Raw genomic sequence first — 25173 nt, 5'->3', positions numbered from 1 at the left:
GCGAGTGAACGCTGGCCATCGGTCGTCATGACGCAATCCTTGTTATGTGCGAGCCGCGAACGGCAACCCGTACAAAATAGGCTTCGGCTGTTCGGAATATCAAGCACCCACAGACAATAAACACCGAGCGCGGGAATGTGAGATTCCGTGTGGGGATTTGTGGGGGCTGCGTATTTATGAGCGCACGCTCAAGGCAAGTAAAGCCGGAACACCCCACCACCCAACACACCGCCATTGGCAATCTCGGTACGCCCGCTCACGCCGCCGCGCTGGTGCAGCCTGGCGATCCGCGCGGCGAAGTACAGACCCAGCCCGGTGCTGCCGCTGCTGTGGTTGATGCCTTGCACGTACTCGGCCTGACGCTCGATCATCTCAGGCGGGTAACCTTCGCCGTCGTCATTGAGGGTCAGCACCAGTTGCCCGGCCTCGTCGCTCACACTGATCAGCAGCGCCTGGCGCGCATGGCGAATGGCATTATTGATGCAATTGTCGAGCACCGAAGCAATCAGTTCACGGTCGAAAAAACCCAAGGGGCTGAGCGGATCGACTTCATAGGTGACCATGATCCCGCGACTGCGGAACACGTCCTGATGGCCGGCCAGTTGCGCCTCGATGAAGTCATCCAGCTCATGGTAGGCCGGGTGCAGCGGCAACTGGTTGACACCGAGCTTGTACAGCCCCAGCAGTTGCACCAGCAAACCATTGAGATGGGCGAATTCGAACTCGATGACGCCTTGCTCCGAGGTCTGGCGCTCGGCGTCGGGCAAGCGCTCAAGCCATTGCGTATGCGTCTGCATGAGCAAGGTCAGGGAGTTCTTCATGTCGTGCACGGTCGATGCGATCACCGTGGAAAAATCGAGGACCTGTTCGCTGTCATTCATCGCCAAATGCCTTGCTTCGCAGTTTTTGATAACGCGCAAAACGCGCATCGGTGTCGGGCATCATGCCCACCAGTTTCAGGCAGGCGCGACACTCCTGCAGCAGTTCCGACTCCACGCTGGTGTCGGTGCCATGCAGCAGCGATTGCGCCATGTTCAGGGCAATACTGATGTTCTTCGGTTGCATCTTCAGGGCGCGGCGGAACAGCTCCCGCGCCTCCGGCAACGCGCCGGTCTTGTAGACCCGCACGCCTTCGCGGTTCAGCTCGGCGGCGGCATTGCCTTGATTGAGAATGTTCGGATCGTCGGTCAGCTTGGCGATGCCTTGCATCACCGTCGGGTCATCACCGTAGATTTCCGCGCAGTTCTTGAGCATCGACTCGCCGGCGCTGGCCTGGCCAAGCATTTGTAACTGCTTGGCCACCAGCAACGCGGCCTCGGCGCTCATGAATTGCTCCATGCCATCGAGGCGCTGCAAAGCCTGTTCGGTGAGCTTCTCGGCGGTTTCGGCATCGTTGAGCAACAGGCTGGTGGCCTTCATCAGCCGCGCCCGGACCTGCAAACCCGGGTCATTGAGGTTCTCCTTCGCCACGGCACTGAGGGTGGTGTTGATCTCCAGCCGGGTCCGGGTATCAAGGCCTTTTTCGCTGCCCTTGCTGATCAGCGCATGGGCCAGGCCGAGGTTGCTTTCCGGATCCTTGAAGCGCGACTGCGCGCCCTGCCCGACCGCCTGGCGATAAGCCCGGGAAGCCGTGTCGTAGTCTTCGTTGGTCATCGCCAACTTGCCCAGCAACGACTGGCGGCGCACCGCCAGCGGCGACAAGCGCACCGCCTCTTCCAGCACGTGCTGCGCCTGCTTGGTGTCACCTTCGGCCATCAACACTTCGGCCATACCGTCGTACAACGCCGGCATCATCGGAAAGACTTTCAGGGCTTTTTCATAAACGGCCTTGGCCTGCCCCACCTGGCCACGCTTGAACATCAACTTGCCCAGCCCCGCGTAGGCCCACGGCAACGGGCGATCCGCGAGGATGGAGTTGTACAGACGCTCCAGGGCCTCGTTCTGATTCAGGTCGCGCAACGCATCGGCCCGATAACGCAGGCACAACGGCCCGTAGCGCGGGTCCTGCTTGCACAAGGCGATGCAGGCATTGAGCACGTCCATCGGCTTGCCACGATCGAGGGCTTGCAGGATCGGCTTGAGCAGGGTCTTGCGCTGCTCCAACCGCTCCAGCCGCTGGGCCAGGCCGGAGCGGTTGAACGGTTTGGTCAGGTACGCATCGGGCTCATGCTCCAGGGCACTGAGCACCATCGCCTGGCTGGTCTCGGCGGTCACCATGAGAAACACACTTTCATGGCTGATCAGCTTCTCGACCATCAGGTCTTCCAGCACCTGCTGGCCATTCTTGCGCCCATCGCCCAGGTGATAGTCCTGCAAGATGAAGTCATAACGCTTCTGCGAGCACATGCGCAGCGCCACTTCACCGGTGTCGGCGGTGTCCACGTCCTTGACGCCCAGCTCACGCAGCATGGACCGGATCGAACTGCGGAAATCCGAGAAATCATCGACGATCAGAAAACTTTTTTGGTGGTACGCCAGCATCGAGGATGTCCAGGCAAGTAAAAAAATAACCCAATGGCATAACAACGAAACGCCGTGTCACAAGCCCGAGGCGCGCAGATGATAGCCACCAGCCAGCAACGTTCAAGGGATTTCAGCAATCGCTTGGCCTGGCTGTGTCGTGACGCACATTGCGAGCCAAAACGCAGGAGACAACCGGGCTCATCGGGTTATCGGCAGCAGATGGCGTTCCGTTAAGGGGAAGCTGTAGGGAAAACCGAGTGCAGAAAATCAGACCGTGGCGAGAAAGCTTGCTCCCGCTGGGCCGCGCAGCGGCCCCGTTTTTTGGCGGCTGCTGCGCAACCGAGCGGGAGCAAGCTCCCTCGCCACAAAGAATGCATTAAGAAGTGGGGATCAGGAAAAAAAACGAGAGCAGGGCAAAAATTCGCTAAATCTTTGATTAATATGGTGTCCCAGGGCAGGTTCGAACTGCCAACCTTCCCCTTAGGAGGGGGATGCTCTATCCAATTGAGCTACTGAGACACGAGTCGACCACAAGAGATGCGGTGCGCAGGACGGCGTGCATGTTAACGACCTGCCCTGCGTTTGTCATGTCGCCCATGGCTTTTTAAGTGTAGGCAAATAGTACTCCCCTGTAAGGCTGGCAGATTCTGGACGCCGAGCGCGGGCCGCCATTCATCTGTCCTGGCTCGCTCATCCTAGTAAATCGGCCATTTGCCACTATCCTGTACAAGACAGGGATGGCACAGGTTTTTGTCCATTTCCGTTATCCGCCAGACGGTATGGCACATAGACACAATTCGACGGTCACAAATGCGAACCTGTTGTTTTTTACCAACCAGTCCGCATTTTTTGATGAAGGATACTGGCAGAACGCCTTTACCCCGATCAGAATTTGTCACAGAATTGGCGCCAATGATCTGGCAATTTTGAGGCATGATGCGGGCCTCTTAACAATTCAGGTTGAACATTTGGCAATGGAGCTTGTCCTATCGACATCCTGCGGCCAATCCCGAGAACCGCTCCCCTGAACTAACCGGTTAAATATATGCGCCCATTGAAACAGGCAATTTATTCCAGCCGTACGGCTGACAAGTTCGTCGTACGTCTGCCAGACGGAATGCGGGAACGCATTGCCGAAGTGGCTCGCAATCATCACCGCAGCATGAACTCTGAAATCATCGCGCGTCTTGAGCAAAGCCTTATTCAGGAAGGCGCGTTGGGTGAAGAGTTGAGCATGCGCCTGGACAGTCCAGAGCTGTCATTGCATGAGCGCGAACTGCTTCAACGCTTCCGACAACTCTCCCATCGCCAGCAGAACGCCCTCGTTTCGCTGATTGCCCATGACGCAGAAATGGCCGCAGACGCGACCTGATAGCCCCAAAATACTCAAGCCAGCCTCGTGCTGGCTTTTTTTGCCTGGCGTTTGGCCTCAGCCTGCTTTTCAAGCACTCATAGAGCCATCGAACCAACACCACTGCTGATCCATGGCCGTAATGCTAAATTGATCCTCTAAAAAGTGAGGGCATGGAGGCCTGCATGACAGGTCACGCATTCAAGATCCAAAGAATTCCAGGGCTGGGCGTGGAAATCGTCGAGGCCGATTCAGATCGAACGTTCGTCCGGCATATGCACGAACATTTTGGCATTGGCTTGCTTGTGCGCGGGGCGCAACGTTCAGCCAGCGGCCGAGGCCAGGTAGAAGCGATGGCTGGCGACCTTATATCGGTCAATCCGGCCGAAGTGCATGACGGCGCGCCCATCGGAAACGGAACGCGTCGTTGGCAGATGCTGTATTTCGACCCGCTGCTGATTGCGCAGGCATTCAAGGATATGGAGAACGATGGAGGCATCTGTGCCCAGGAATTCGCTTATCCGGTGCTGCAAAGCCCCCATGCGGCAGAATTGTTCCGCACTTTGTATCAAACCCTCGCTCAAGCCGAGGAATTTGGCGCTCACCTGAAGATCGAAGAAACGCTCGTGCTTTTGCTCGAACATTTGCTGGATCGCTCCATGCCGATATCGTGTTTGCCGAAGGTCGCGGCAAACCGTGCAAAAGCCTTGATCGACGACGATCCGCAGTCGTCCATGTCGCTTGCCCTGCTCGCCAGGGAGGCCGATTTAAGCCGCTTTCAATTGGTACGCGCCTTCACCCGCCTGACCGGTTTGACACCCCACGCCTATCTGATGCAACGACGCATCCACCGAGCACGACAACTGATCGCTGCAGGCATGCCGCTGGCCGATGCGTCCCTGGCCAGCGGTTTCGCCGATCAGAGCCATATGACTCGATGCTTCGTGCGCAGCTTTGGATTCTCACCGGGCATGTACGCCCGGCAAGGACACCCGTAGCAACCTGCAATTTCGTTCAAGACGCCCCTCCTCACAGCAGGCAGGCTGGAGACTTCACAACTGCCAAGGTCGGCGTCGCATGAACCTCGAATTTTTTATCACTTCCCTGATCGTGGCGGCCTCGCCTGGCACTGGCGTGGTCTATACAGTGGCAGCCGGCCTGGCCCGGGGCTGGCGCGCAAGCGTGGTAGCGGCATTGAGTTGTACGCTGGGGATCGTGCCGCACATGCTGGCAGCCATCACGGGCCTCGCTGCACTGCTGCACACAAGCCCACCGGCCTTCGAGATCATCACGTACCTTGGCGTCGCTTACCTGCTGTGGATGGCATGGAGCACGCTCCAGAGCCATGGGGCATTGCATATTGATCCGCACAAGACCCCACGTTCGAACGGCGCGGTGATTTTTTCGGGCATCTTGGTCAATCTGCTGAATCCAAAACTGTCGATTTTTTTCCTGGCCTTTCTACCGCAATTTCTCGCGCCAGGAGAAACGGATGCCATGTGGCGCATGTTGCAACTGAGCTTCATCTTCATGGCGATCACCCTTGTCGTCTTCGTCATCTATGGCGTGCTCTGCGCATCGATGCGCCGCCATGTTCTGGAGCGTCCATCCGTGTTGCAGTGGATACGCCGGCTATTCTCGGCAGCCTTTGTGCTACTGGCTGCACGACTGGCGTTAGTCTTTGGTTCTTGACGCCCCGCAAACCAAAAGAAACGCAAAAAAAACGGCGCCTCTCATTTCTGAAAGAAGCGCCGTTTTTTCTATGTGGACAGTATTACGCCAAACAGGCGGGTTTCTCGATGAGCGACTCAGAGCAGGAAAATCGTCGCCAACCCCAGGAAAATGAAGAACCCGCCGCTGTCAGTCACCGCGGTAATCATGACACTGGCGCCCATGGCAGGATCGCGCCCCATGCGGGCCAGGGTCATGGGGATCAAGACCCCCATCAATGCCGCCAGCAGCAGGTTGAGCGTCATTGCGGCCGTCATGACCACCCCCAGCGACCAACTGCCATAAAGCAGATAAGCCACCACACCAATCACTCCCCCCCAAATCACGCCGTTGATCAAGGAAACCGCGAGCTCCTTGCGCATCAATCGCGAGGTATTGCCGGTGCTGACCTGGTCCAGTGCCATGGCACGGACGATCATGGTGATGGTCTGGTTACCGGAGTTGCCACCGATACCGGCGACGATGGGCATCAGCGCCGCGAGCGCCACCAGCTTCTCGATGGAGCCTTCGAACAGGCCGATGACCCGGGAAGCGACAAACGCCGTGATCAGGTTGATCGCCAGCCAGGCCCAGCGGTTACGCAGGGACTTCCAGACCGAGGCGAAGATGTCTTCTTCTTCGCGCAGACCGGCCATGTTGAGAACTTCGCTTTCGCTTTCCTCACGAATCAAGTCGACCATCTCATCGATGGTCAGACGGCCGATCAGCTTGCCGTTCTTGTCGACCACAGGTGCCGAAATCAAGTCATAACGTTCGAATGCCTGGGCCGCATCGTAGGCGTCTTCGTCCGGGTGGAAACTCACCGGATCGCTGGCCATCACCTCGGCCACCTGTTTTTCCGGATCATTGACGAGCAGGCGCTTGATGGGCAGCACGCCCTTGAGCACGCCGCCGTAGTCGACCACAAACAGTTTGTCAGTATGCCCCGGCAGTTCCTTGAGGCGACGCAGGTAGCGCAAGACCACTTCAAGGCTGACGTCCTCACGGATCGTCACCATCTCGAAGTCCATCAGCGCACCGACCTGCTCCTCGTCATAGGACAACGCCGAGCGCACACGCTCGCGCTGCTGGCCGTCGAGGGCTTCCATCAGTTCGTGGACAACGTCCCGCGGCAGTTCGGGCGCAAGGTCGGCGAGTTCGTCGGCGTCCATTTCCTTGGCCGCCGCCAGCAACTCGTGATCATCCATGTCGGCGATCAGGGTTTCCCGAACCGAGTCCGACACTTCGAGCAGGATGTCACCGTCGCGATCAGCCTTGACCAACTGCCAGACCGTCAGACGCTCTTCCAGTGGCAAGGCTTCAAGAATGTAGGCGACGTCGGCGGAGTGCAGGTCATCGAGCTTGCGTTGCAGCTCGACGAGATTCTGCCGGTGGACCAGGTTCTCGACCCGGTCATGATGCGGACCTTCCTGGCGATGCGTCAGGTCTTCGACGACCCGCTGGCGCTGCAGCAGCTCAACGACTTGAGCGAGACGATCCTGAAGGCTTTCCTGCGTTTTTTTTACTTCTACTTGGGTCATAGGCGAACTCCACTCCCAGCAGTGGAGCACGCCGGAAGCATCAATCAGTTAATTCATGATTGGCAAAACTTAATATTGAGTAACTACTGGGTAAGTCCATGGATATATTCCAAAGCCCCGGCGGGGCTGACGGGCGCAATCATACACCGCTTGACGCTTTAAAACGCTAAAAAATCATGGCAAGAACAAGCGCTTGCGAGACAAACCTGAACACAGGCTGAACCTGTTCCTTTACGACGACTTATCCGGAAAAGAAAACACACGCCGCGGCAGAAATGCGGCGACTACTCTTCTCTTCTGCACCGTCAAGGAGGACGACCGGATGCACCTCAACCACTGCCTGTTCCTGCTCGCCTGCTCGCCTTTATGGGCTGCCGGGCAGACCGTGCATCGCTGCGAAAACATCGCAGGGCACGTGACATTCACCACCCTGAGCTGCGGCCCGGAAGAAGCTCTGTCACTACAACAGATCCATCCGTACCGCCCAGGTTCGATCGAACCGACAATCAAACCGACGACCGAGGCGATGCTGCCTGAAGCGGAGCGCGGACAAACATCCAGCAACAAAACCACGCGCAAGGAACCGACCGTGATTGGCCAGTTCCAGGACCGCTGCGGGAACCTCATCGACGCCAGGCGACGCCGCGACGCCATCCTGGGCCGACGCATCATCGCCGGCATGAGCCAGCAGGACGTAGAGAGCGCCCTGGGCAAGCCAGACTCGATCAAAGTTCGGAATTCGAGCACGCGCTATACCTACAAGGCGAAGAAAGGCCGCAGCGCAGAGGTCGTGTTCGATGAGAGGGGATGCGTGAAAGGCAAATCGTAGACAGCAAAAAGCCCGCGTTTAACGCGGGCTTTTTGGTGTTTGGTGCACTCGACAGGATTCGAACCTGTGACCGCTCGGTTCGTAGCCGAGTACTCTATCCAGCTGAGCTACGAGTGCAAGTTGTGGTTTTATACCAGATCACAACTGGTTGAAGCCAAGTTATTTGCATTGCTGCAAACAACTCTTAAATGGTGCACTCGACAGGATTCGAACCTGTGACCGCTCGGTTCGTAGCCGAGTACTCTATCCAGCTGAGCTACGAGTGCATTTGTTGCCGCGCATTATAGGTCGTCAATTCCTTTTGTAAAGCGCTTTTTTTCAGTAATTTCAATCACTTACTGAGCAAGCCAGGTTTTGACGCACTAAACGAATAATGGCGGAGAACGGGGGATTCGAACCCCCGACACCCTTTTGAGGTGTACTCCCTTAGCAGGGGAGCGCCTTCGGCCACTCGGCCAGCTCTCCGCAACACGGGGCGTATATTAACCACCTTCATCCCCGTTTGCAAACATAAAAATCGATAAAAATTAATGGCTTGGTTCGTCGTCCTTCTCTTTCTTGATACGCAGGTAAATTTCCTCGCGGTGTACAGCAACCTCTTTCGGGGCATTGACGCCGATACGCACTTGGTTTCCTTTGACGCCGAGCACGGTCACGGTGATTTCGCCATCGCCAATAATCAGGCTTTCTGCACACCGACGGGTCAGAATCAGCATACCTTTCTCCTCACGCAATTCACTTAAGGGACAACAGTCTGCAAAAAAAAGGCATTGGACCTACAACCGAAACGGTCGAAGCCTACAAGCCTAGTATTGACCAGCGCGGGCAAAAGAACAGTTTTGGGACGCGCCATTCAGAAAAACAAAGGGCGCGGTCCAGCCGCGCCCTCCAGACAACGCTTTTTACTCGCCCGGCTGGGCAGCAGCGTCGAGTTCGAAAGCCGTGTGCAGGGCGCGCACGGCCAGTTCCAGGTACTTCTCTTCGATCACCACGGAAACCTTGATTTCCGAGGTAGAGATCATCTGGATGTTGATGCTTTCCTTGGCCAGGGATTCGAACATGCGGCTGGCCACGCCTGCGTGGGAACGCATGCCGACACCGACGATCGAGACCTTGGCGATCTTGGTATCACCCACCACTTCCCGGGCACCGATCTCGCCAGCGGTCTTTTTCAGGATCGCTTCGGCAGACTGGTAGTCGTTGCGGTGCACGGTGAAGGTGAAGTCAGTGGTGTTATCGTGCGAGACGTTCTGCACGATCATGTCGACTTCGATGTTCGCGGCACTGATCGGGCCGAGAATCTTGAACGCCACGCCGGGGGTGTCTGGCACGCCACGGATGGTCAGCTTGGCCTCATCGCGGTTGAAAGCGATGCCGGAAATGATCGGCTGTTCCATGGATTCCTCTTCATCAATAGTAATGAGGGTGCCCGGACCCTCTTTGAAGCTGTGCAGAACGCGCAGCGGAACGTTGTACTTGCCGGCGAATTCGACCGCCCGGATCTGCAACACCTTCGAACCGAGACTGGCCATTTCCAGCATTTCTTCGAACGTGATCTTGTCCAGCCGCTGGGCCACAGGCACCACCCGTGGGTCAGTGGTGTAGACACCGTCCACATCGGTGTAGATCTGGCATTCGTCAGCCTTGAGGGCCGCCGCCAGGGCAACCCCGGTGGTGTCGGAACCGCCACGGCCGAGGGTGGTGATGTTGCCCTGCTCGTCCACACCCTGGAAACCGGCGACAACCACGACACGGCCAGCCTTCAGGTCGCCGCGAATCTTCTGGTCGTCGATCTGCAGGATACGCGCTTTGTTGTGCGCGCTGTCCGTCAGGATACGCACCTGGTTGCCGGTGTAAGACACCGCTGGCACGCCACGCTTGATCAGCGCCATGGCCAGCAAGGCGATGGTCACCTGCTCGCCAGTGGAAACGATCACGTCCAGCTCACGGGGAACCGGTTGCTGGTCGCCGCTGATTTGCTTGGCCAGATCGATCAGACGGTTGGTCTCGCCGCTCATTGCCGACAGCACAACCACCAGGTCATCGCCCGCTTCACGGAATTTCTTAACCTTGTCGGCGACTTGTTCGATTCTCTCGACAGTGCCGACCGAGGTGCCTCCAAATTTCTGTACGATCAAAGCCATTTCAAAGCCGCCTCTGCCCATGAAGGGCGCCCAATAAATCACTCAAACAGCGGCCGGGCTCGTCACTAGACCACGAGCCCGCGACGCTGCCTTAAATACCCTGCTCTACGAATGCAACGGTCTGGGCCAGTGCCGCGTCCAGGGCGCCGACGTCGGTACCACCGCCTTGCGCCATGTCCGGACGACCACCGCCCTTGCCGCCCACTGCCGCAGCGGCTTGCTTCATCAAATCACCGGCTTTGAGTTGGCCAGTCAGGTCTTTGGTCACGCCTGCGACGAGAACGACCTTTTCCTCATGGACACTGCCGAGCAGGATCACTGCGCGGCCGAGTTTGTTTTTCAATTGATCGACCAGCGCCAGCAGTGCCTTGCCATCCTGGCCATCCAGACGCACAGCCAGCACTTTCACGCCCTTGACATCCACGGCCTGGGCCGACAGATCGTCGCCCGCGGCGCTGGCGGCCTTGGCCTGCAACTGCTCGAGTTGCTTTTCCAGCAGGCGGTTGCGCTCCAGCACAGCCGACAGCTTGTCGATCAGGTTGTCGCGGCTGCCCTTGATCAGGGTTGCCGCTTCCTTGAGTTGTTCTTCAGCCGCGTTGAGGTACGCCAGGGCCGCGGCGCCGGTGACCGCTTCGATCCGGCGCACACCGGATGCCACGCCACCTTCGCTGATGATTTTCATCAGGCCGATGTCGCCGGTGCGGTTGGCGTGGATACCGCCGCACAGTTCAACGGAGAAATCGCCCATGCTCAGTACGCGCACGCTGTCGCCGTACTTCTCGCCGAACAACGCCATCGCGCCCTTGCGCTTGGCGGTCTCGATGTCGGTTTCTTCGGTTTCCACCGGGGAGTTCTTGCGAATCTCGGCGTTGACGATTTCTTCCAGCGCCTTGAGCTGCTCAGGCTTGATGGCTTCGAAATGGCTGAAGTCGAAGCGCAGGCGCTGACTGTCCACCAACGAACCCTTCTGCTGGACATGCTCGCCCAGCACCTGGCGCAACGCCGCGTGCAGCAAGTGCGTAGCGGAGTGGTTCAGCGACGTGGCATGCCGAACGTCGGCGTCGACATGGGCGGCCACCGGGGCGGCGATCATCAGGCTGCCCGACGCCAGCACGCCGTGGTGCAGGAAAGCGCCGCCGGTCTTGGTGGTGTCACGCACGTCGAAACGCGAGCTGCCGGCCTGCAGGTAACCGCTGTCGCCGATCTGGCCGCCGGATTCGGCGTAGAACGGAGTCTTGTCCAGCACGATCACGCCTTCCTGGCCTTCGCTCAGGATGTCGACCGATTGCCCATCCTTATAGATGGCGACGATCTTGGCCGAGCCGGTGGTGCCCGCATAACCGGTGAACTCGGTGGCCACGTCCACCTTGACCAGGCTGTTGTAGTCCATGCCAAAGGAGCTGGCGGAACGCGCGCGCACCCGCTGGGCTTCCATCTCGCGCTCGAACCCTTCCTCGTCGAGGGTCAGGTTGCGTTCACGGGCGATGTCGCCGGTCAGGTCCATCGGGAAGCCGTAGGTGTCGTACAGCTTGAACACCACGTCGCCCGGGACCACGTTGCCCTTGAGCTCGGCCAGGTCCTGCTCGAGGATCTTCAGGCCTTGCTCCAGGGTCTTGGCGAATTGCTCTTCTTCAGCCTTGAGCACGCGCTCGATATGCGCCTGCTGGGACTTGAGTTCCGGGAAAGCGTCGCCCATCTCGGCCGCCAATGCCGCAACGATCTGATAGAAGAAGCTGCCCTTGGCGCCCAGCTTGTTGCCGTGACGGCAGGCGCGACGGATGATCCGGCGCAGCACATAGCCGCGGCCCTCGTTGGACGGCAACACACCGTCGGCAATCAGGAAGCCACAGGAACGGATGTGGTCGGCCACCACTTTGAGCGAGGCCTGGTTGTCGTTGGTGCAACCGATAGCCTGGGCCGACGCGCTCAGCAAGCTCTGGAACAGGTCGATTTCGTAGTTGGAGTGAACGTGCTGCAGCACCGCACTGATCCGCTCCAGGCCCATGCCGGTGTCGACCGACGGCGCTGGCAGCGGATGCAACACGCCATCGGCGGTGCGGTTGAACTGCATGAACACGTTGTTCCAGATCTCGATGTAGCGGTCGCCGTCTTCTTCCGGCGAGCCGGGTGGGCCGCCCCAAATGTCGGCGCCGTGATCGTAGAAAATCTCGGTGCACGGACCGCACGGGCCGGTGTCGCCCATGGTCCAGAAGTTATCGGAGGCGTAAGGCGCACCTTTGTTGTCGCCAATGCGCACCATGCGTTCAGCTGGGACACCGACTTCTTTGGTCCAGATGTCATAGGCTTCGTCGTCGGTGGCGTAGACCGTTACCCAGAGCTTCTCCTTGGGCAGGTTCAGCCACTTGTCGGAGGTCAGGAAGGTCCAGGCGAAGGTGATGGCGTCGCGCTTGAAATAGTCACCGAAGCTGAAGTTACCCAGCATTTCGAAGAAGGTGTGGTGACGAGCGGTATAACCGACGTTTTCCAGGTCGTTGTGCTTGCCGCCGGCACGCACGCACTTCTGGCTGCTCACCGCACGGGTGTAGGCACGTTTTTCCTGGCCCAGGAAGCAGTCCTTGAACTGGTTCATCCCCGCGTTGGTGAACAGCAGGGTCGGGTCGTTGCCCGGAATCAAAGAGCTGGAGGCTACTCGGGTGTGGCCTTGCTCTTCGAAGAAGCGAAGGAAGGCTTCACGGATTTCTGCGCTTTTCATTAGGTTCTTCCACGGAGGCTGCGGCCAAAGGCCTGTGCAAAACGTCAACAGACGAAGCAACGGCAAAGGGCCGCATTATATCGGCCCTGCGCGTGGGGTACAGCGTGTTTATGCGATAGAAACTGTCAATTGGCCCGGTTGACGGGTCAGTGGCGGGAAAATTCGACGAAAGTGGCGACCACCTGGTCGATTTGCGCCGCGCTCACGTCCATGTGCGTCACCATTCGCAGGCGTGGCGCAGCGCTGAGCTTGACGCCCCGTTCATCGGCAAATGCCTTGATCGCCTCGGCCCGCTCGCCCATTTGCACGTAGACCATGTTGGTCTGCACCGGCTCGACCTCGTAACCCGCCGCTCGCAAGCCCTCGGCGAGCCGCTGGGCATTGCCGTGGTCATCGGCCAGGCGCTGGACCTGATGTTCCAGGGCGTACAGCCCCGCCGCCGCGAGAATCCCGGCCTGGCGCATGCCGCCACCGACCATCTTGCGCAGCCGACGGGCCTTGCCGATCAGCTCGACGCTGCCGCACAGGACCGAGCCCACCGGCGCGCCGAGGCCCTTGGACAAGCACACCGACACCGAATCGAAATGCTGCGTGATCTGCCGGGCGTCGACATTCAGCTTGACCGCGGCGTTGTACAGCCGCGCCCCGTCCAAATGCAGGGCCAGGCCATGTTCCTGGGTGAAACGCCGGGCCCGGGCCAGGTATTCCAGTGGCAGCACCTTGCCCTGCATGGTGTTTTCCAGGGCCAGCAGGCGGGTGCGGGCAAAGTGGAAGTCATCGGGCTTGATCGCCGCGGCCACTTGCGCCAAGTCCAGGGAACCGTCCGCTTGCACCTCGAGGGGCTGAGGCTGGATCGAACCCAGCACCGCCGCCCCGCCACCTTCGTATTTGTAGGTGTGGGCCTGCTGGCCGACGATGTATTCGTCGCCGCGCTCGCAGTGGGCCATCAACCCCAACAGGTTACTCATGGTCCCCGTGGGCACGAACAACGCTGCGGCAAACCCCAGGCGCGCGGCCAGTTCGGCCTCGAGGCGATTGACGGTCGGGTCTTCCCCGTACACATCGTCACCGGTAGGCGCGCTGGCCATGGCATCCAGCATGCCGGCGCTGGGTTGGGTGACCGTGTCACTGCGAAGATCGATAACGCTCATGAATCTGGCCTCGGGCTCAAGTGGAGGGAAATCCCTTTCGAAGGGCAATTACTGCGGGCATGGCGACGATTAATCAAGACCGACTGGAGGAATATTCCGTGGCGAGGGAGCTTGCTCCCGCTCGGGTGCGAAGCAGCCGCAAAATCTTGGGGCCGCTTCGCAGCCCAGCGGGAGCAAGCTCCCTCGCCACAATGTTCTCGGGACATCCAGGTCATGCGTCGCGCTGAAATATGTGTTAAAAATCCTCCGCCGCCAAAAACCATGGCAGCAAAAACGTTCTCAGGGCGGGGTGTAATTCCCCACCGGCGGTAATTGCACGCAACGTGCATAGCCCGCGAGCGCTTGGTGGTGCACCGCTTTTTGGGGTGTAGCGACAAGGTCAGCAGACCCGGTGTGATTCCGGGGCCGACGGTCATAGTCCGGATGAAGAGAGAACGGGATTGATACCCAAGGGCCGACTGCGACTATCCGTGCGCGGCGTACCCTCGAATCCCCTTCGATTCATGACGCCCTGTTTTTCACACAAACAGGAACCAGAACATGCAACCCACTGCAATCGACAGCAAAAGCAAAAGTCATCCGGGCGAGCGCGTCGCGTTCATCCAGGCCTGCTGGCATAAGGAAATCGTCGACCAGAGCCGTAAAGGCTTCGTCGCCGAAATGATCATCCAGGGTTACCAGGAAAGTGATATCGACTTCTTCGAAGTCGGTGGCGCCTTCGAGATTCCGCTGCACGCCAAGCTGCTGGCCAAGTCAGGCCGCTACGCCGGCATCGTCGCCGCCGGCCTGGTGGTGGACGGTGGCATCTACCGTCACGAATTCGTCGCCCAATCGGTGATCAGCGGCCTGATGCAGGTCCAACTGGAAACCGAAGTGCCGGTGTTCTCGGTCGTGCTCACGCCGCATCACTTCCATGCTGGGGAAGAACATCAGAAGTTCTTCTTTGAGCATTTCGTGCACAAGGGCCAGGAAGCGGCGAAGACCTGCGCCGATACCCTGCACAAGACCCGGGCGTTGCGCCGTAGTGAGCAGCGGGCGGTAGCGGTCTAAACATCACCCAAAAAACTGTGGGAGCGGGCTTGCTCCCACATTGGAAAGATGTGGCGTCAGGCCAGGTTTTCATCCGTAGCCGGAACGATCAGAATCCCAGCCCGCAAGCCATTCTTGACCTTGGGGTTGGGAAAGATGATCCGGGCGCCCTCTTCTTCGATCACCCAGCGGGTCTGGGCAATGTCTTCGGCCAGCACGTAGCCTTTCCCCAGTTCCGAGAAGTTCTCGATGTCCGCCGGCAGGTTCAGGCGGAAACTGTCGCTGTGCTTGATGATTTCCCGGGCCACGCTGAACAGCTGCAGGCCATCGAGCCCTTCATCCAGTTCCGGCTCGTTGCCCTCGATGATCTGTTGCAGGCGGGTTTCCAGCAGGCTGACGTTGACCCCGTCGTTCTGTCCGAATGGCCGGGCCTTGCCCAGTTCCAGGGTGAAGGACTCGGCACCGAGCTGGTCGTAGGTGTAGGCGCTGAACACAATGGACGGCTTGTTCTGCAGCAACACCGCCTCCATGCCCCCGGCACGCAGGCGTGCCAGTTCACGGCGTGAATGCTGGCGACCTTCTTTCCACGGGTAGAGGGCGAACTGCTCGATCTTCGAGCCGCGGATGGCGGTGTGCAGGTCGTAATGCAAGCGACTGCGTTCTGGCCGGCTGAAGAAACTGGCGGCCAGGCGCTCCAGCTCGCAGGCCCGTAGCGCCTCAGGACCGCCGCTCAGCTCATGGCGGCCATTGAACAGGCGGTTGACGTCCTGTTCGACGAAACGCTCACCGCGCCGTATGGCCTCGGGGTTGCCGAACAGGAACAGAATGCGGGCCCGAGGCTTCAAATGGCCACGGGCGATGTCGTGCAGCAAGCGGTCGAGCAGCTCGATCGGCGCGGTTTCGTTGCCGTGGATACCGGCCGACAGCAGCAGGTCCAGACCGTTATCACGGGCTTCGGGCGGCTTGACCTCCAGCGCGCCCTCGCTCAACCAGCGCATCCGTACGCCTTCGACAGTCAGTTGAGTCTTCTCCGCCGGTTCACGGCCGGCGAGGGTCAGTTCAAGCAGTTTGCCGAGGGCGAGCATAGCGCGGTTTCCTTAATGGTCGTGGCCGCAATCCGGGCCATGGACATGGTCATCGTCGCCGACGTCCGCCGGTTCCATTTCCAGTTGCAGGCTGACCAGGTTGGTCGCCAATGGACGCAACAACAGGTTGGCGTATTCCTCGTCCCCTTCCTCGACATCGACGCCGATCAGCAACTGACCACGGCCATCCTGCTGGATCCACAACTCCTTGCCTTGCCACATCACCGCGACGCGGGTGCAGGAGGTTTCCAGTTGGGTGCCGTCGGTGTCTTCAAGGATCAGCTGCAAGGTATCGCTCATGTCTTTACATTCTCGTCTGGGGATAAGGCAACGCGCCCTGCTTTGACTGTAGTCAGGTCGCGCGCGCTTTCAATTGATCTGGAAAGGATAAACCGAGCCAAGTTTAAGGATTTGTGTCAGTTCATCCAGTGCCCCACGGCATTCGAGCAGCAACTGGGGGTCTGCCAGATCGTTTTCGGTCATGCGGTCGCGGTAGTGCCGCTCGACCCATTGGGTCAGCGAATCGTACAGCGGCGCGGTCATGATAACCCCTGGGTTGACCGCCGCCAGCTCGGTTTCATTAAGGGCCACGCGCAACCTCAGGCAAGCCGGGCCACCACCGTTCTGCATGCTTTGCTTGAGGTCGAAGACCTTCACTTCGCGAATCACCCCGCCAGTGCCCGTCAGGCCCTGCAGGTATTGCCAGACGCGCTCGTTGCCACGGCACTCTTCCGGCACGATCAACAGCATCGAGCCGTCGGGACGCGACAGCAACTGGCTATTGAACAGGTAGGAGCGCACCGCATCATCCACCGTCACCGCCGAACGCGGCACGCACACCGACTGAAATTTCCCACCGACTTTGGCGAGTTTGCTGCTCAGCTCGGCCAACATCCTGTCGGTCTCGAGAAACGCGTCCTCGTGATAGAACAGCACTTCGCCATTGCCCACCGCGATCACGTCGTTGTGGAACACACCCTGGTCGATCACCGATGGGTTCTGTTGAGCGTACACCACGCCCTCCTCCCTCAGCCCGTGCAGGCGGGCAACAGCCTGGGAAGCTTCCAGGGTCTGGCGCGCCGGGTATTTCTGCGGCGCGGGATAGCGGGTGTCAAAAGCGCTGCGACCGAACACAAAGAACTCGACACCGGCCTCACCGTAGGCGCGGCAGAAACGGGTGTGGTTGGCCGCGCCTTCATCGCCGAACTGCGCCACCGCTGGCAACGCGGCGTGGTGGGCGAAGTGTTGCTGGTTGGCGAACATCGCCCCCAGCACACGACTGGTGGTCGGATGTTCGATGCTGCGGTGGTATTTGCAATTCAGGTTGGCGGCGGTGAAATGCACGCGACCATCAGCGGTGTCGGCACTCGGGCTGACGGTGGCGGCGTTGGCCACCCACATGCTGGAGGCCGAGCAACTGGCGACCAGCAGCGGCATCGCTTCTTTCGCGGCCTGTTGGATGACCTGGGCGTCGCTGCCGGCAAAACCCAACCGACGCAGGGCCGCCACGTCCGGGCGCTCCTGTGGCGCCAGCACCCCTTGCTGGAAACCCATGTCCATCAGCGCTTTCATTTTCGCCAGGCCCTGCAACGCCGCTTCCTTGGGGTTGGAGGACTGCTGGCTGTTGCTCTGGGACGCGACGTTGCCGTACGAGAGCCCGCCGTAGTTATGGGTCGGCCCCACTAGACCGTCAAAGTTGACTTCATAGGATTTCATCAGCGAGGCTCCACGAGAATCTGTTTTTTATAGGCATCAAGTAACAACCGCGGCGCGGCTATCGCGAGCAGGCTCACTCCCACAGGGTCTTGCGCAATTCCTGTGGGAGCGAGCCTGCTCGCGAAAAGGGCTACGCCATTCTCACGCCGGGGGTCAGGGCAGCCGGCATGACAAGGCTCGGGGTTTCCAGGGAAGCCACCGGGTACGCGCAATAGTCAGCCGCGTAATAAGCGCTGGCGCGATGGTTGCCCGAGGCACCGACACCGCCGAACGGCGCGCTGCTGGCAGCCCCCGTCAGTTGCTTGTTCCAGTTGACGATACCGGCACGGCTCTCCAGCCAGAACTGCTGGTAACGCTCCTGGGAATCGGACAGCAACCCGGCGGCCAGGCCATATTGCGTATTGTTGGCCTCGGTGATTGCCGCTGCGAAATCTTTGTAGCGGATCACTTGCAGCAACGGCCCGAACAGTTCTTCATCAGGCCGCTCGGCCACGGTCGTCACGTCCAGGATACCCGGCGTCAGCAATGCCGCCTGAGGCTGGGGCTGGGTCATGCTCAACAGCGGCACCGCGCCTTTGCCCAGCAAATGGTTCTGCGCGTCCATCAGCGCCTTCGCCGCGCCCAGGGAAATCACCGCCCCCATGAAGGGTGCCGGTTGCTGGTCGAAGGCACCGACTTCAAGGGTCGAGCTGACGGCCACCAGGCGCGCCAGCAAGGCATCGCCCCAGGCCCCTTCCGGCACCAGCAGGCGGCGCGCACAGGTGCAGCGCTGCCCGGCGGAAATGAAAGCGGACTGAATAATGGTGTAGACCGCAGCATCGACGTCGGCCACCTCATCCACCACCAGCGGGTTGTTGCCGCCCATTTCCAGCGCGAGGATCTTGTCCGGACGCCCGGAAAATTGTTGGTGCAACAGATTGCCGGTACGGCTGGAGCCGGTGAAGAACAGTCCGTCGATGCCCGAGTTGGCCGCCAGGGCGATACCGGTTTCCCGCGCGCCTTGCAGCAGGTTCAGTACGCCCGCCGGCAGACCAGCCTCGACCCAGCACTTGACCGTCAGCTCGGCGACTTTCGGCGTCAGCTCGCTCGGCTTGAACAGCACGCTGTTACCGGCCAGCAGCGCTGGCACGATGTGGCCATTGGGCAAGTGACCGGGGAAGTTGTAGGGGCCGAACACCGCCACCACGCCATGGGGCTTGTGGCGCAGCACGGCGGTGGCGTCGCCCAGGGGGCCGCTCTTCTCGCCGGTCCGCTCGCGGTAGCTCTGCACCGAAATGGCAATTTTATTGACCATGGTGGTGACTTCGGTCGCCGCTTCCCACAACGGTTTTCCGGTTTCTTCACCGATGCACTGGGCCAGTTCGTCAGCATGGCTTTTCAGGGTCGCGGCAAAGGCTTCCAGTACCTGGATGCGCTCATCCAGCGTGCGCCGAGCCCAGCCCGGAAACGCCTGGCGCGCGGCCTGCACCGCCGACTCCACCTGCGCAGCCGTGGCGCCCTTGCCCGACCACAACACCTGCTGGGTCACCGGGTTCAACGACTCAAAAACGTCACCTTGGCCTTCCAGCCAACTTCCTGCGATGTACAGCGAATTCATTATTTCGACTCCCGAGCAGCAGACAACGCGACGGCACGCACCTGATCGCCGGCATTGAGTTGAAGACGTTTGGCAGTCAGCGGATCGACCACCAGGGTGCCCGCAGCCAGGCGCGCCGGTGCCGCCGTGATGCGGCAGTCCTCGCGCTTACGGTTATGAATGATGAACGGCGTGGCGTCATCACCCGGCGTACCGATGGCCAGCACCAGCGCCTGGCTGTCACGAATCGCGCGGATCTTGCCGGTTTCGCACTCCACCGCCGGGCCGGCGTCGAAGATGTCGACGTAACCCTGGTAGCTGAAGCCTTCGCTCTTGAGCATCGACAATGCCGGTTCGGTGTCCGGATGAACCTGGCCGATCACGGCCCGGGCATCTTCGGACAGGAAACAGGTGTACAGCGGGAACTTGGGCATCAGCTCGGCGATGAACGCCTTGTTGCCCACGCCGGTGAGGTAATCGGCCTGGCTGAATTCCATCTTGAAGAAGTGCCGGCCCAGGCTTTCCCAGAACGGTGAACGCCCCTTGTCGTCGGACATGCCGCGCATCTCGGCGATGATCTTGTTGCCGAACAGCTGTGGGAATTCGGCAATGAACAACAGCCGCGCCTTGGCCAGCATGCGGCCATTGAGACCACTGCGGAAATCGGCATGCAGGAACAGCGAGCACAGCTCGGAATTGCCGGTCAGGTCGTTGGCCAGGAACAGGGTCGGGATTTCCCGGTAGATGTTCAGCTCCTGGGAGGCGCTGACCGTCAGGCCGACCCGGAAGTTGTACCAGGGCTCACGCAACCCCACGGCACCGGCGATGGCGGAAATGCCCACCACGCGACCGTCATCGTCTTCGAGCACGAACAGGTAGTCCGCGTCACCGCGCCCGGCTTCGCCGCGAAAGGTCTTCTCGGCCCAGCCGACCCGATGGGCCAGGCGCTCTTCGTTGGCCGGCAAGGTGGTCAGGCCGGTGCCCGTGCTGCGGGCCAGGGCGATCAGAGCGGGTAAATCGCTGCTGCGTACGGGACGAACGATCATGCTATCTCCTCAAACGGGTCGCTCACGCCACCCGCGAAACTCAGCTGTAAAGCGTTATACGGCTACCAGGCGCACGCTGGCGCCTTCGCCGACGCCCAAGGCTTCGGCCGCTTCCATGTCCAGCGTCACAGGTTTGCCCGGCGCGTAATCGAGCTCGAGCAGCACGGCGCGGTAATCCTGCAACTGGGCATTGGCCACCAGGTACTGGCGGCCGGCACCCTTGACCGGTTCACCGATCTTGACCGGCACCACGCGGCTCTGGGCAATCGAGCGGATGCCCGAGACACGAGCGTGCAGGGTCGGGCCACCGTCGAAGATGTCAATGTAGTGATCGGTCTCGAAACCCTCGCGCATCAGGATGTCGAAGGTGATCTGCGCCCGCGGATGGACCTGGCCCATGGCTTCCTGGGCGGCGTCCGGCAACAGCGGTACGTAGATCGGGTAGTGCGGCATCAATTCGGCGAGGAAGGTACGGCTTTTCAACCCGCACAAGCGCTCGGCGGCGGCGTAGTTGAGGTCGAAGAAGTTGCGACCGATGGCGTCCCAGAATGGCGAGTCGCCATTCTCATCGCTGTAGCCGACGATCTCGGTCACCACCGAATCGGCAAACCGTTCCGGGTGGCTGGCGACGAACAGCAGGCGCCCGCGGGAATTGAGTTCCGACCATGGCGAACCCACCAGCTCCGGCACCACGTAGAAACTGGTCAGCAGGCTGTTGCCAGTCAGGTCGTGGCATTGGGAGAGCACGTGGATCTTGTTGTGGATCTTCAGCTCACGGGAGGCGTGAACGAAAGTCTCGTTGCGAAAGCTGTAGAACGGTTCGGAATAACCGGCCGAAGCGACGATGGCCGAACAGCCCACCAGCTTGCCGGTCGTGGTGTCTTCAAGGACGAAGAAATAGCTCTCTTCACCGTTGAAGCTGACTTCGGCGGCAAACGAGGCTTCGCTTGCGGCGATCTTGTCGCTCAGGCGTTCCACGTCATCCGGCAAGGAAGTGACACCGATCGGACTGTCCGCAGCCAGACGCTGTACCTCGCCCAGATCAGCCATTTGCGCGGGGCGTATCACCAGCATGGTGTCACTCCTTAACTTGAAATAAACGGTTCGACCATCAGGGTCGATACACAGAAAAAACTAAACGAACACGCGGGTCCGCATTGCATCTGCGGCGGTCTTCGATTTTTCAGCCGCTGCAAGACTCCTGTGGGAGCAAGCTTGCTCGCGATAGCAGTGTGCCAGTCAACATCGATGCTGGCTGATCCGACGCCATCGTCGGATCGCCGCCCGGAGCAAGCTCGCCCCCACAAGGGGTCCGACTCAACCTTAGGCTTGGGTCAACTTCGCCACGGCCCGCTCGAAACGATCCAGGCCTTCGTCGATATCGGCGTCTTCCACCACCAGGCTCGGGGCGAAGCGAATCACGTCCGGGCCGGCTTGCAGGATCATCAGGCCTTCCTGTTCGGCGGCGTTGAAGATGTCCTTGGCCTTGCCTTTCCAGGCGTCGTTCAGCACGCAGCCGATCAGCAGGCCCAGGCCGCGTACTTGGGTGAACAGGCCGTACTTCTCGCCGATCTGCTCCAGGCGCGCCTTGAACTTGGCGTGCTTGGTTTTGACACCACCGAGTACCTCAGGCGTATTGACCACATCGATCACCGCTTCGGCCACCGCGCAGGCCAGCGGGTTACCGCCGTAGGTGGTGCCGTGGGTGCCGACGACCAAGTGCTTGGCCAACGCTTCGGTGGTGAGCATCGCCGCGATCGGGAAACCACCACCCAGGCTCTTGGCGCTGGTGAGGATGTCCGGGACCACGCCGTAATGCATGTAGGCGAACAGGTGACCGCTGCGGCCCATGCCGGTCTGCACTTCATCGAACACCAGCAATGCGTCGTGGGCATCGCACAGGTCGCGGGCGCCTTGCAGGTAGGCCTGCTCGGCCGGTAGCACCCCGCCCTCGCCCTGGATCGGCTCCAGCACCACGGCGCAGGTCTTATCCGAAATGGCGGCTTTCAAAGCGGCCAGGTCGTTGTAAGGAACGTGGGTGATGCCAGTAATTTTAGGACCGAAGCCGTCGGAGTACTTCGACTGCCCGCCGACGTTGACGGTGAACAGGGTACGACCGTGGAAGCTATTGAGTGCGGCGATGATTTCGTACTTCTCGCTGCCGAAACGATCGAACGCGACGCGACGGGCCAGCTTGAAGGCGGCCTCGTTGGCTTCGGCGCCCGAATTGCAGAAGAACGCGCGCTCGGCAAAGGTTGCGTTGACCAACTTATGGGCCAGGCGCAGGGCCGGCTCGTTGGTGAATACGTTGGACACGTGCCACAACTTGTTGGCCTGTTCGGTCAGTGCACCGACCAGTGCCGGGTGGGCATGGCCCAGGACGTTGACTGCAATACCGCCAGCAAAGTCGATCAACTCACGACCGGATTGGTCCCATACGCGGGAACCGGCACCACGCACAGGGATGAAGGCAGCAGGTGCATAGTTGGGAACCATAACCTGGTCGAAATCGGCGCGTTGTACCGCGGCTTGCTCAACGGACATCGGAGTCTCCTGATGAGGAACACCCGCCTGGAACTGGCGGGCTTGGTAAGGATTGTAAGGACAGTTTTCAGCCCGGCCTTGCCGCCAAGCGACAACTTCTTATAGCGCCAACCCACGTTTTTCGCGGGTTTACGGCAATGCGACAAATAGCGTCGCAAAGGCGCAGTTTAAACGTTGCCAAGGGATTTGAGGCACCTGCATCCATATTTCCCTGGCCAGCCACAACTGGAGCTTGAGAGGCGTTATCTGTGGCGAGGGAGCTTGCTCCCGCTGGGGCGCGCAGCGTCCCCCAGAAAAGCCCCCGATCAATCTGAAGCACCGGTTTTGCCGTTTGGGTCCGCTTCGCGGCCCAGCGGGAGCAAGCTCCCTCGCCACGGGTAAGTTGCCTTACCACAGGAACCGCGCCAGCCCTAGCCCCGCTCGGACGGCACCGACGACAGTTCGAACGGGCTGCTGCTGCGGCGCTGATTGCGGTCTTCCCGCGGTGTGGCGCCGAAGAAGTTGCGGTAGGCGCTGGAGAAGTGCGGCCCCGAGGAGAAGCCGCAGGACAGGCCGATCTGGATGATGGATTTGCTGGTCTGCATCAGCATCTGCCGGGCCTTGTTCAGGCGCAATTCCAGGTAATACTGGCTGGGCACGCGATTGAGGTATTGCTTGAAGATCCGCTCCAACTGTCGACGGGATACACAGACATGCTGGGCGATCTCGTCGGTAGTCAGCGGCTCTTCGATGTTGGCTTCCATCAACAGCACTGCCTGGGTGAGCTTTGGATGGCTGGAGCCAAGACGGTTCTGCAACGGGATGCGCTGACGCTCGCCGCCCTCGCGAATGCGCTCGACCACCAACTCTTCCGACACCGCACCGGCCAGTTCCGCGCCGTGATCGCGAGCCAGCACCGCCAGCAACAGGTCAAGCACCGACATGCCGCCGCAAGCGCTCAGGCGATCGCGATCCCAGTCAAACAGATGGCTAGTGGCGATGACCTTGGGGAAGCGCTCGGAGAAATCGTCCTGCCAGCGCCAATGCACGGCGGCACGGTAACCGTCGAGCAAACCCAGTTGGGCCAGGGGATAGACACCGGCAGACAAACCACCAATCACACAACCGGCACGCACCAGTTGCTTGAGGGCGCTGCTCAGGGATGAGGCCAGCGCAGCCGGCGGCTCATCGGCCAGCAGGAAAAGCTTCTGCAAGCCTTCGAGCTTGCCAGCCCAGGGCTCGCCCGGCAGTTGCCAGGCACCGTCGATCGGTGGTTCGGCCTGCAAGAACGACAGTTCATAGACCACATCCGGATGCACCCGCTGAGCAACACGCAAGGCCTCCTCGGCCAGCGCCAGCGTCAAGGCTTTAGTGCTGGGCCAAATCAGGAAACCTATTCGATGGGCAGTCATGGCGGGCGATCCGAAGCGAAAACAGTGTTAAAGCCAAAAGCGGCTGCAACCAAATTAGACCATCTGGCGCGCGGTGCGCAGCATGACCCAAATCAGGTGCGTAACGGGAGCGATTACTTGAGGCTGCCCGAAAGAAATTGTTGCAAGCGCTCGGATTGCGGATTGACCAGCACTTCGCGCGGGTTGCCGCTTTCTTCGACGATACCTTTGTGCAAGAACACCAGTTGGTTCGACACTTCACGGGCAAAGCCCATTTCGTGGGTCACCACCACCATCGTCCGGCCTTCCAGGGCCAGGCCCTGCATCACCTTGAGCACATCGCCTACCAGTTCCGGGTCGAGGGCCGAGGTCGGCTCGTCGAACAGCATCACCTCCGGCTCCATCGCCAGCGCACGGGCGATCGCCACACGCTGCTGCTCGCCGCCGGACATGTGGCCCGGGTAGGCATCCTTGCGATGGGCCACGCCGACCTTGTTCAGGTAGTGCTCGGCTTTCTCCCGCGCTTGAGCCTTGGTCACGCCCAGCACATGCACCGGCGCTTCCATGATGTTTTCCAACGCGGTCATGTGGGACCACAGGTTGAAATGCTGGAACACCATCGACAGCCGCGAACGCATGCGCTGCAGTTGCTTGGGGTCTGCGGCCTTCAACGCGCCGTCCTTGCCGGCGACCAGCTTCAACTCTTCGTTGTTGAGCAGGATCTTGCCAGCATGGGGTTGCTCGAGCAGGTTGATGCAACGCAGGAAGGTACTCTTGCCGGAGCCACTGGAGCCGATGATGCTGATCACATCGCCAGCGGCGGCTTTCAGGGACACGCCCTTGAGCACTTCGTGACTGCCATAGCGTTTATGCAGGTCTTGGACTTCAAGCTTGTACATGCGGTC

21 protein-coding genes, 4 tRNA genes and 1 riboswitch are annotated in these 25173 nt (G+C 60.2%); of the genes, 5 read left to right on the top strand and 20 right to left on the bottom strand.

Features of this window, described 5'->3' with window-relative positions:
* Positions 1-188: 188 nt before the first annotated feature.
* The 3 genes from TK06_RS28315 to TK06_RS28305 form a co-directional block, all read right to left on the bottom strand.
* Positions 189-881 carry a sensor histidine kinase gene (locus tag TK06_RS28315; RefSeq protein WP_063324723.1) on the bottom strand — a complete coding sequence of 231 codons (693 nt, stop codon included), beginning with the start codon at positions 879-881 and terminating at the stop codon, positions 189-191.
* The gene (locus tag TK06_RS28310) at positions 874-2481 is read right to left on the bottom strand and encodes a tetratricopeptide repeat-containing response regulator (protein ID WP_063324722.1); all 1608 of its coding nucleotides are present in this window, start codon (positions 2479-2481) and stop codon (positions 874-876) included. The genes TK06_RS28315 and TK06_RS28310 overlap by 8 nt, the downstream gene beginning before the upstream one ends.
* A 424-nt stretch (positions 2482-2905) precedes the next feature.
* A tRNA-Arg gene (locus TK06_RS28305) sits at positions 2906-2982 on the bottom strand.
* Positions 2983-3508: 526 nt separating this feature from the next.
* Between TK06_RS28305 and TK06_RS28300 the strand changes: the two genes are divergently transcribed.
* The 3 genes from TK06_RS28300 (at position 3509) to TK06_RS28290 (ending at position 5506) form a co-directional block, all read left to right on the top strand.
* Entirely contained in the window at positions 3509-3835 is a 327-nt protein-coding gene (locus tag TK06_RS28300; protein ID WP_003204761.1) for an Arc family DNA-binding protein, read from the top strand.
* Between the two features lie 164 nt (positions 3836-3999).
* Complete coding sequence (locus tag TK06_RS28295; RefSeq protein ID WP_086936734.1) at positions 4000-4812, top strand: AraC family transcriptional regulator; 813 nt, start codon at positions 4000-4002, stop codon at positions 4810-4812.
* A gap of 79 nt (positions 4813-4891) precedes the next feature.
* On the top strand, positions 4892-5506 hold the full coding sequence (locus TK06_RS28290; protein WP_063324720.1) for a LysE family translocator: 615 nt from the start codon (positions 4892-4894) through the stop codon (positions 5504-5506).
* A gap of 116 nt (positions 5507-5622) precedes the next feature.
* Here TK06_RS28290 and mgtE read toward each other — a convergent pair whose 3' ends face one another.
* Positions 5623-7065 carry a magnesium transporter gene (gene mgtE, locus TK06_RS28285; protein ID WP_063324719.1) on the bottom strand — a complete coding sequence of 481 codons (1443 nt, stop codon included), beginning with the start codon at positions 7063-7065 and terminating at the stop codon, positions 5623-5625.
* A 322-nt stretch (positions 7066-7387) separates the two neighbouring features.
* On the opposite strand from mgtE, the gene TK06_RS28280 reads away from it, so the two are divergent.
* Positions 7388-7894, top strand: coding sequence for a hypothetical protein (locus TK06_RS28280; protein ID WP_063324718.1), 507 nt, complete (start codon positions 7388-7390; stop codon positions 7892-7894).
* A 40-nt stretch (positions 7895-7934) separates the two neighbouring features.
* Here the strand turns inward: TK06_RS28280 and TK06_RS28275 are convergent.
* The 7 genes from TK06_RS28275 to ltaE form a co-directional block, all read right to left on the bottom strand.
* Positions 7935-8011 (bottom strand) — tRNA-Arg (locus TK06_RS28275).
* A gap of 72 nt (positions 8012-8083) precedes the next feature.
* A tRNA-Arg gene (locus TK06_RS28270) sits at positions 8084-8160 on the bottom strand.
* A 108-nt stretch (positions 8161-8268) separates the two neighbouring features.
* Positions 8269-8359, bottom strand: a tRNA-Ser gene (locus TK06_RS28265).
* A gap of 62 nt (positions 8360-8421) precedes the next feature.
* Positions 8422-8610, bottom strand: a complete 189-nt coding sequence (gene csrA, locus TK06_RS28260; protein WP_003178872.1) for a carbon storage regulator CsrA — start codon at positions 8608-8610, stop codon at positions 8422-8424.
* A gap of 186 nt (positions 8611-8796) precedes the next feature.
* Positions 8797-10038: an aspartate kinase gene (locus TK06_RS28255; protein WP_014339802.1), complete on the bottom strand. Its 1242-nt coding sequence runs from the start codon at positions 10036-10038 to the stop codon at positions 8797-8799.
* Between the two features lie 91 nt (positions 10039-10129).
* Positions 10130-12751, bottom strand: coding sequence for an alanine--tRNA ligase (gene alaS, locus TK06_RS28250; RefSeq protein WP_063324717.1), 2622 nt, complete (start codon positions 12749-12751; stop codon positions 10130-10132).
* A 146-nt stretch (positions 12752-12897) separates the two neighbouring features.
* Positions 12898-13902 (bottom strand): low-specificity L-threonine aldolase, encoded by a 1005-nt coding sequence (ltaE, locus tag TK06_RS28245; RefSeq protein WP_063324716.1) that lies wholly within the window; start codon positions 13900-13902, stop codon positions 12898-12900.
* 271 nt (positions 13903-14173) lie between these two features.
* A riboswitch (FMN riboswitch) is annotated at positions 14174-14342 on the top strand.
* 100 nt (positions 14343-14442) lie between these two features.
* Between ltaE and TK06_RS28240 the strand changes: the two genes are divergently transcribed.
* Entirely contained in the window at positions 14443-14952 is a 510-nt protein-coding gene (locus TK06_RS28240; protein ID WP_024618891.1) for a 6,7-dimethyl-8-ribityllumazine synthase, read from the top strand.
* Positions 14953-15008: 56 nt separating this feature from the next.
* Here TK06_RS28240 and astE read toward each other — a convergent pair whose 3' ends face one another.
* The 9 genes from astE to TK06_RS28195 form a co-directional block, all read right to left on the bottom strand.
* Complete coding sequence (gene astE, locus TK06_RS28235) at positions 15009-16016, bottom strand: succinylglutamate desuccinylase (RefSeq protein ID WP_063324715.1); 1008 nt, start codon at positions 16014-16016, stop codon at positions 15009-15011.
* Positions 16017-16028: 12 nt separating this feature from the next.
* Positions 16029-16316 carry a hypothetical protein gene (locus TK06_RS28230; RefSeq protein WP_003178862.1) on the bottom strand — a complete coding sequence of 96 codons (288 nt, stop codon included), beginning with the start codon at positions 16314-16316 and terminating at the stop codon, positions 16029-16031.
* Between the two features lie 69 nt (positions 16317-16385).
* On the bottom strand, positions 16386-17732 hold the full coding sequence (astB, locus tag TK06_RS28225; protein ID WP_063324714.1) for an N-succinylarginine dihydrolase: 1347 nt from the start codon (positions 17730-17732) through the stop codon (positions 16386-16388).
* 130 nt (positions 17733-17862) lie between these two features.
* Entirely contained in the window at positions 17863-19332 is a 1470-nt protein-coding gene (gene astD, locus TK06_RS28220) for a succinylglutamate-semialdehyde dehydrogenase (protein ID WP_203417452.1), read from the bottom strand.
* Entirely contained in the window at positions 19329-20354 is a 1026-nt protein-coding gene (astA, locus tag TK06_RS28215) for an arginine N-succinyltransferase (protein WP_063324712.1), read from the bottom strand. The genes astD and astA overlap by 4 nt, the downstream gene beginning before the upstream one ends.
* 54 nt (positions 20355-20408) lie before the next feature.
* Positions 20409-21428, bottom strand: coding sequence for an arginine/ornithine succinyltransferase subunit alpha (gene aruF, locus TK06_RS28210; protein ID WP_063324711.1), 1020 nt, complete (start codon positions 21426-21428; stop codon positions 20409-20411).
* Positions 21429-21677: 249 nt separating this feature from the next.
* Positions 21678-22898 carry an aspartate aminotransferase family protein gene (locus TK06_RS28205; RefSeq protein WP_063324710.1) on the bottom strand — a complete coding sequence of 407 codons (1221 nt, stop codon included), beginning with the start codon at positions 22896-22898 and terminating at the stop codon, positions 21678-21680.
* 410 nt (positions 22899-23308) lie between these two features.
* On the bottom strand, positions 23309-24289 hold the full coding sequence (locus tag TK06_RS28200; RefSeq protein WP_063324709.1) for a GlxA family transcriptional regulator: 981 nt from the start codon (positions 24287-24289) through the stop codon (positions 23309-23311).
* Positions 24290-24402: 113 nt separating this feature from the next.
* Positions 24403-25167 carry an ABC transporter ATP-binding protein gene (locus tag TK06_RS28195; RefSeq protein ID WP_063324708.1) on the bottom strand — a complete coding sequence of 255 codons (765 nt, stop codon included), beginning with the start codon at positions 25165-25167 and terminating at the stop codon, positions 24403-24405.
* Between the last annotated feature and the right edge of the window lie 6 nt (positions 25168-25173).

The organism is Pseudomonas fluorescens, from assembly GCF_001623525.1.
Lineage (GTDB): Bacteria > Pseudomonadota > Gammaproteobacteria > Pseudomonadales > Pseudomonadaceae > Aquipseudomonas > Aquipseudomonas fluorescens_Q.
This window is presented reverse-complemented; position numbering and strand designations above follow the sequence as displayed.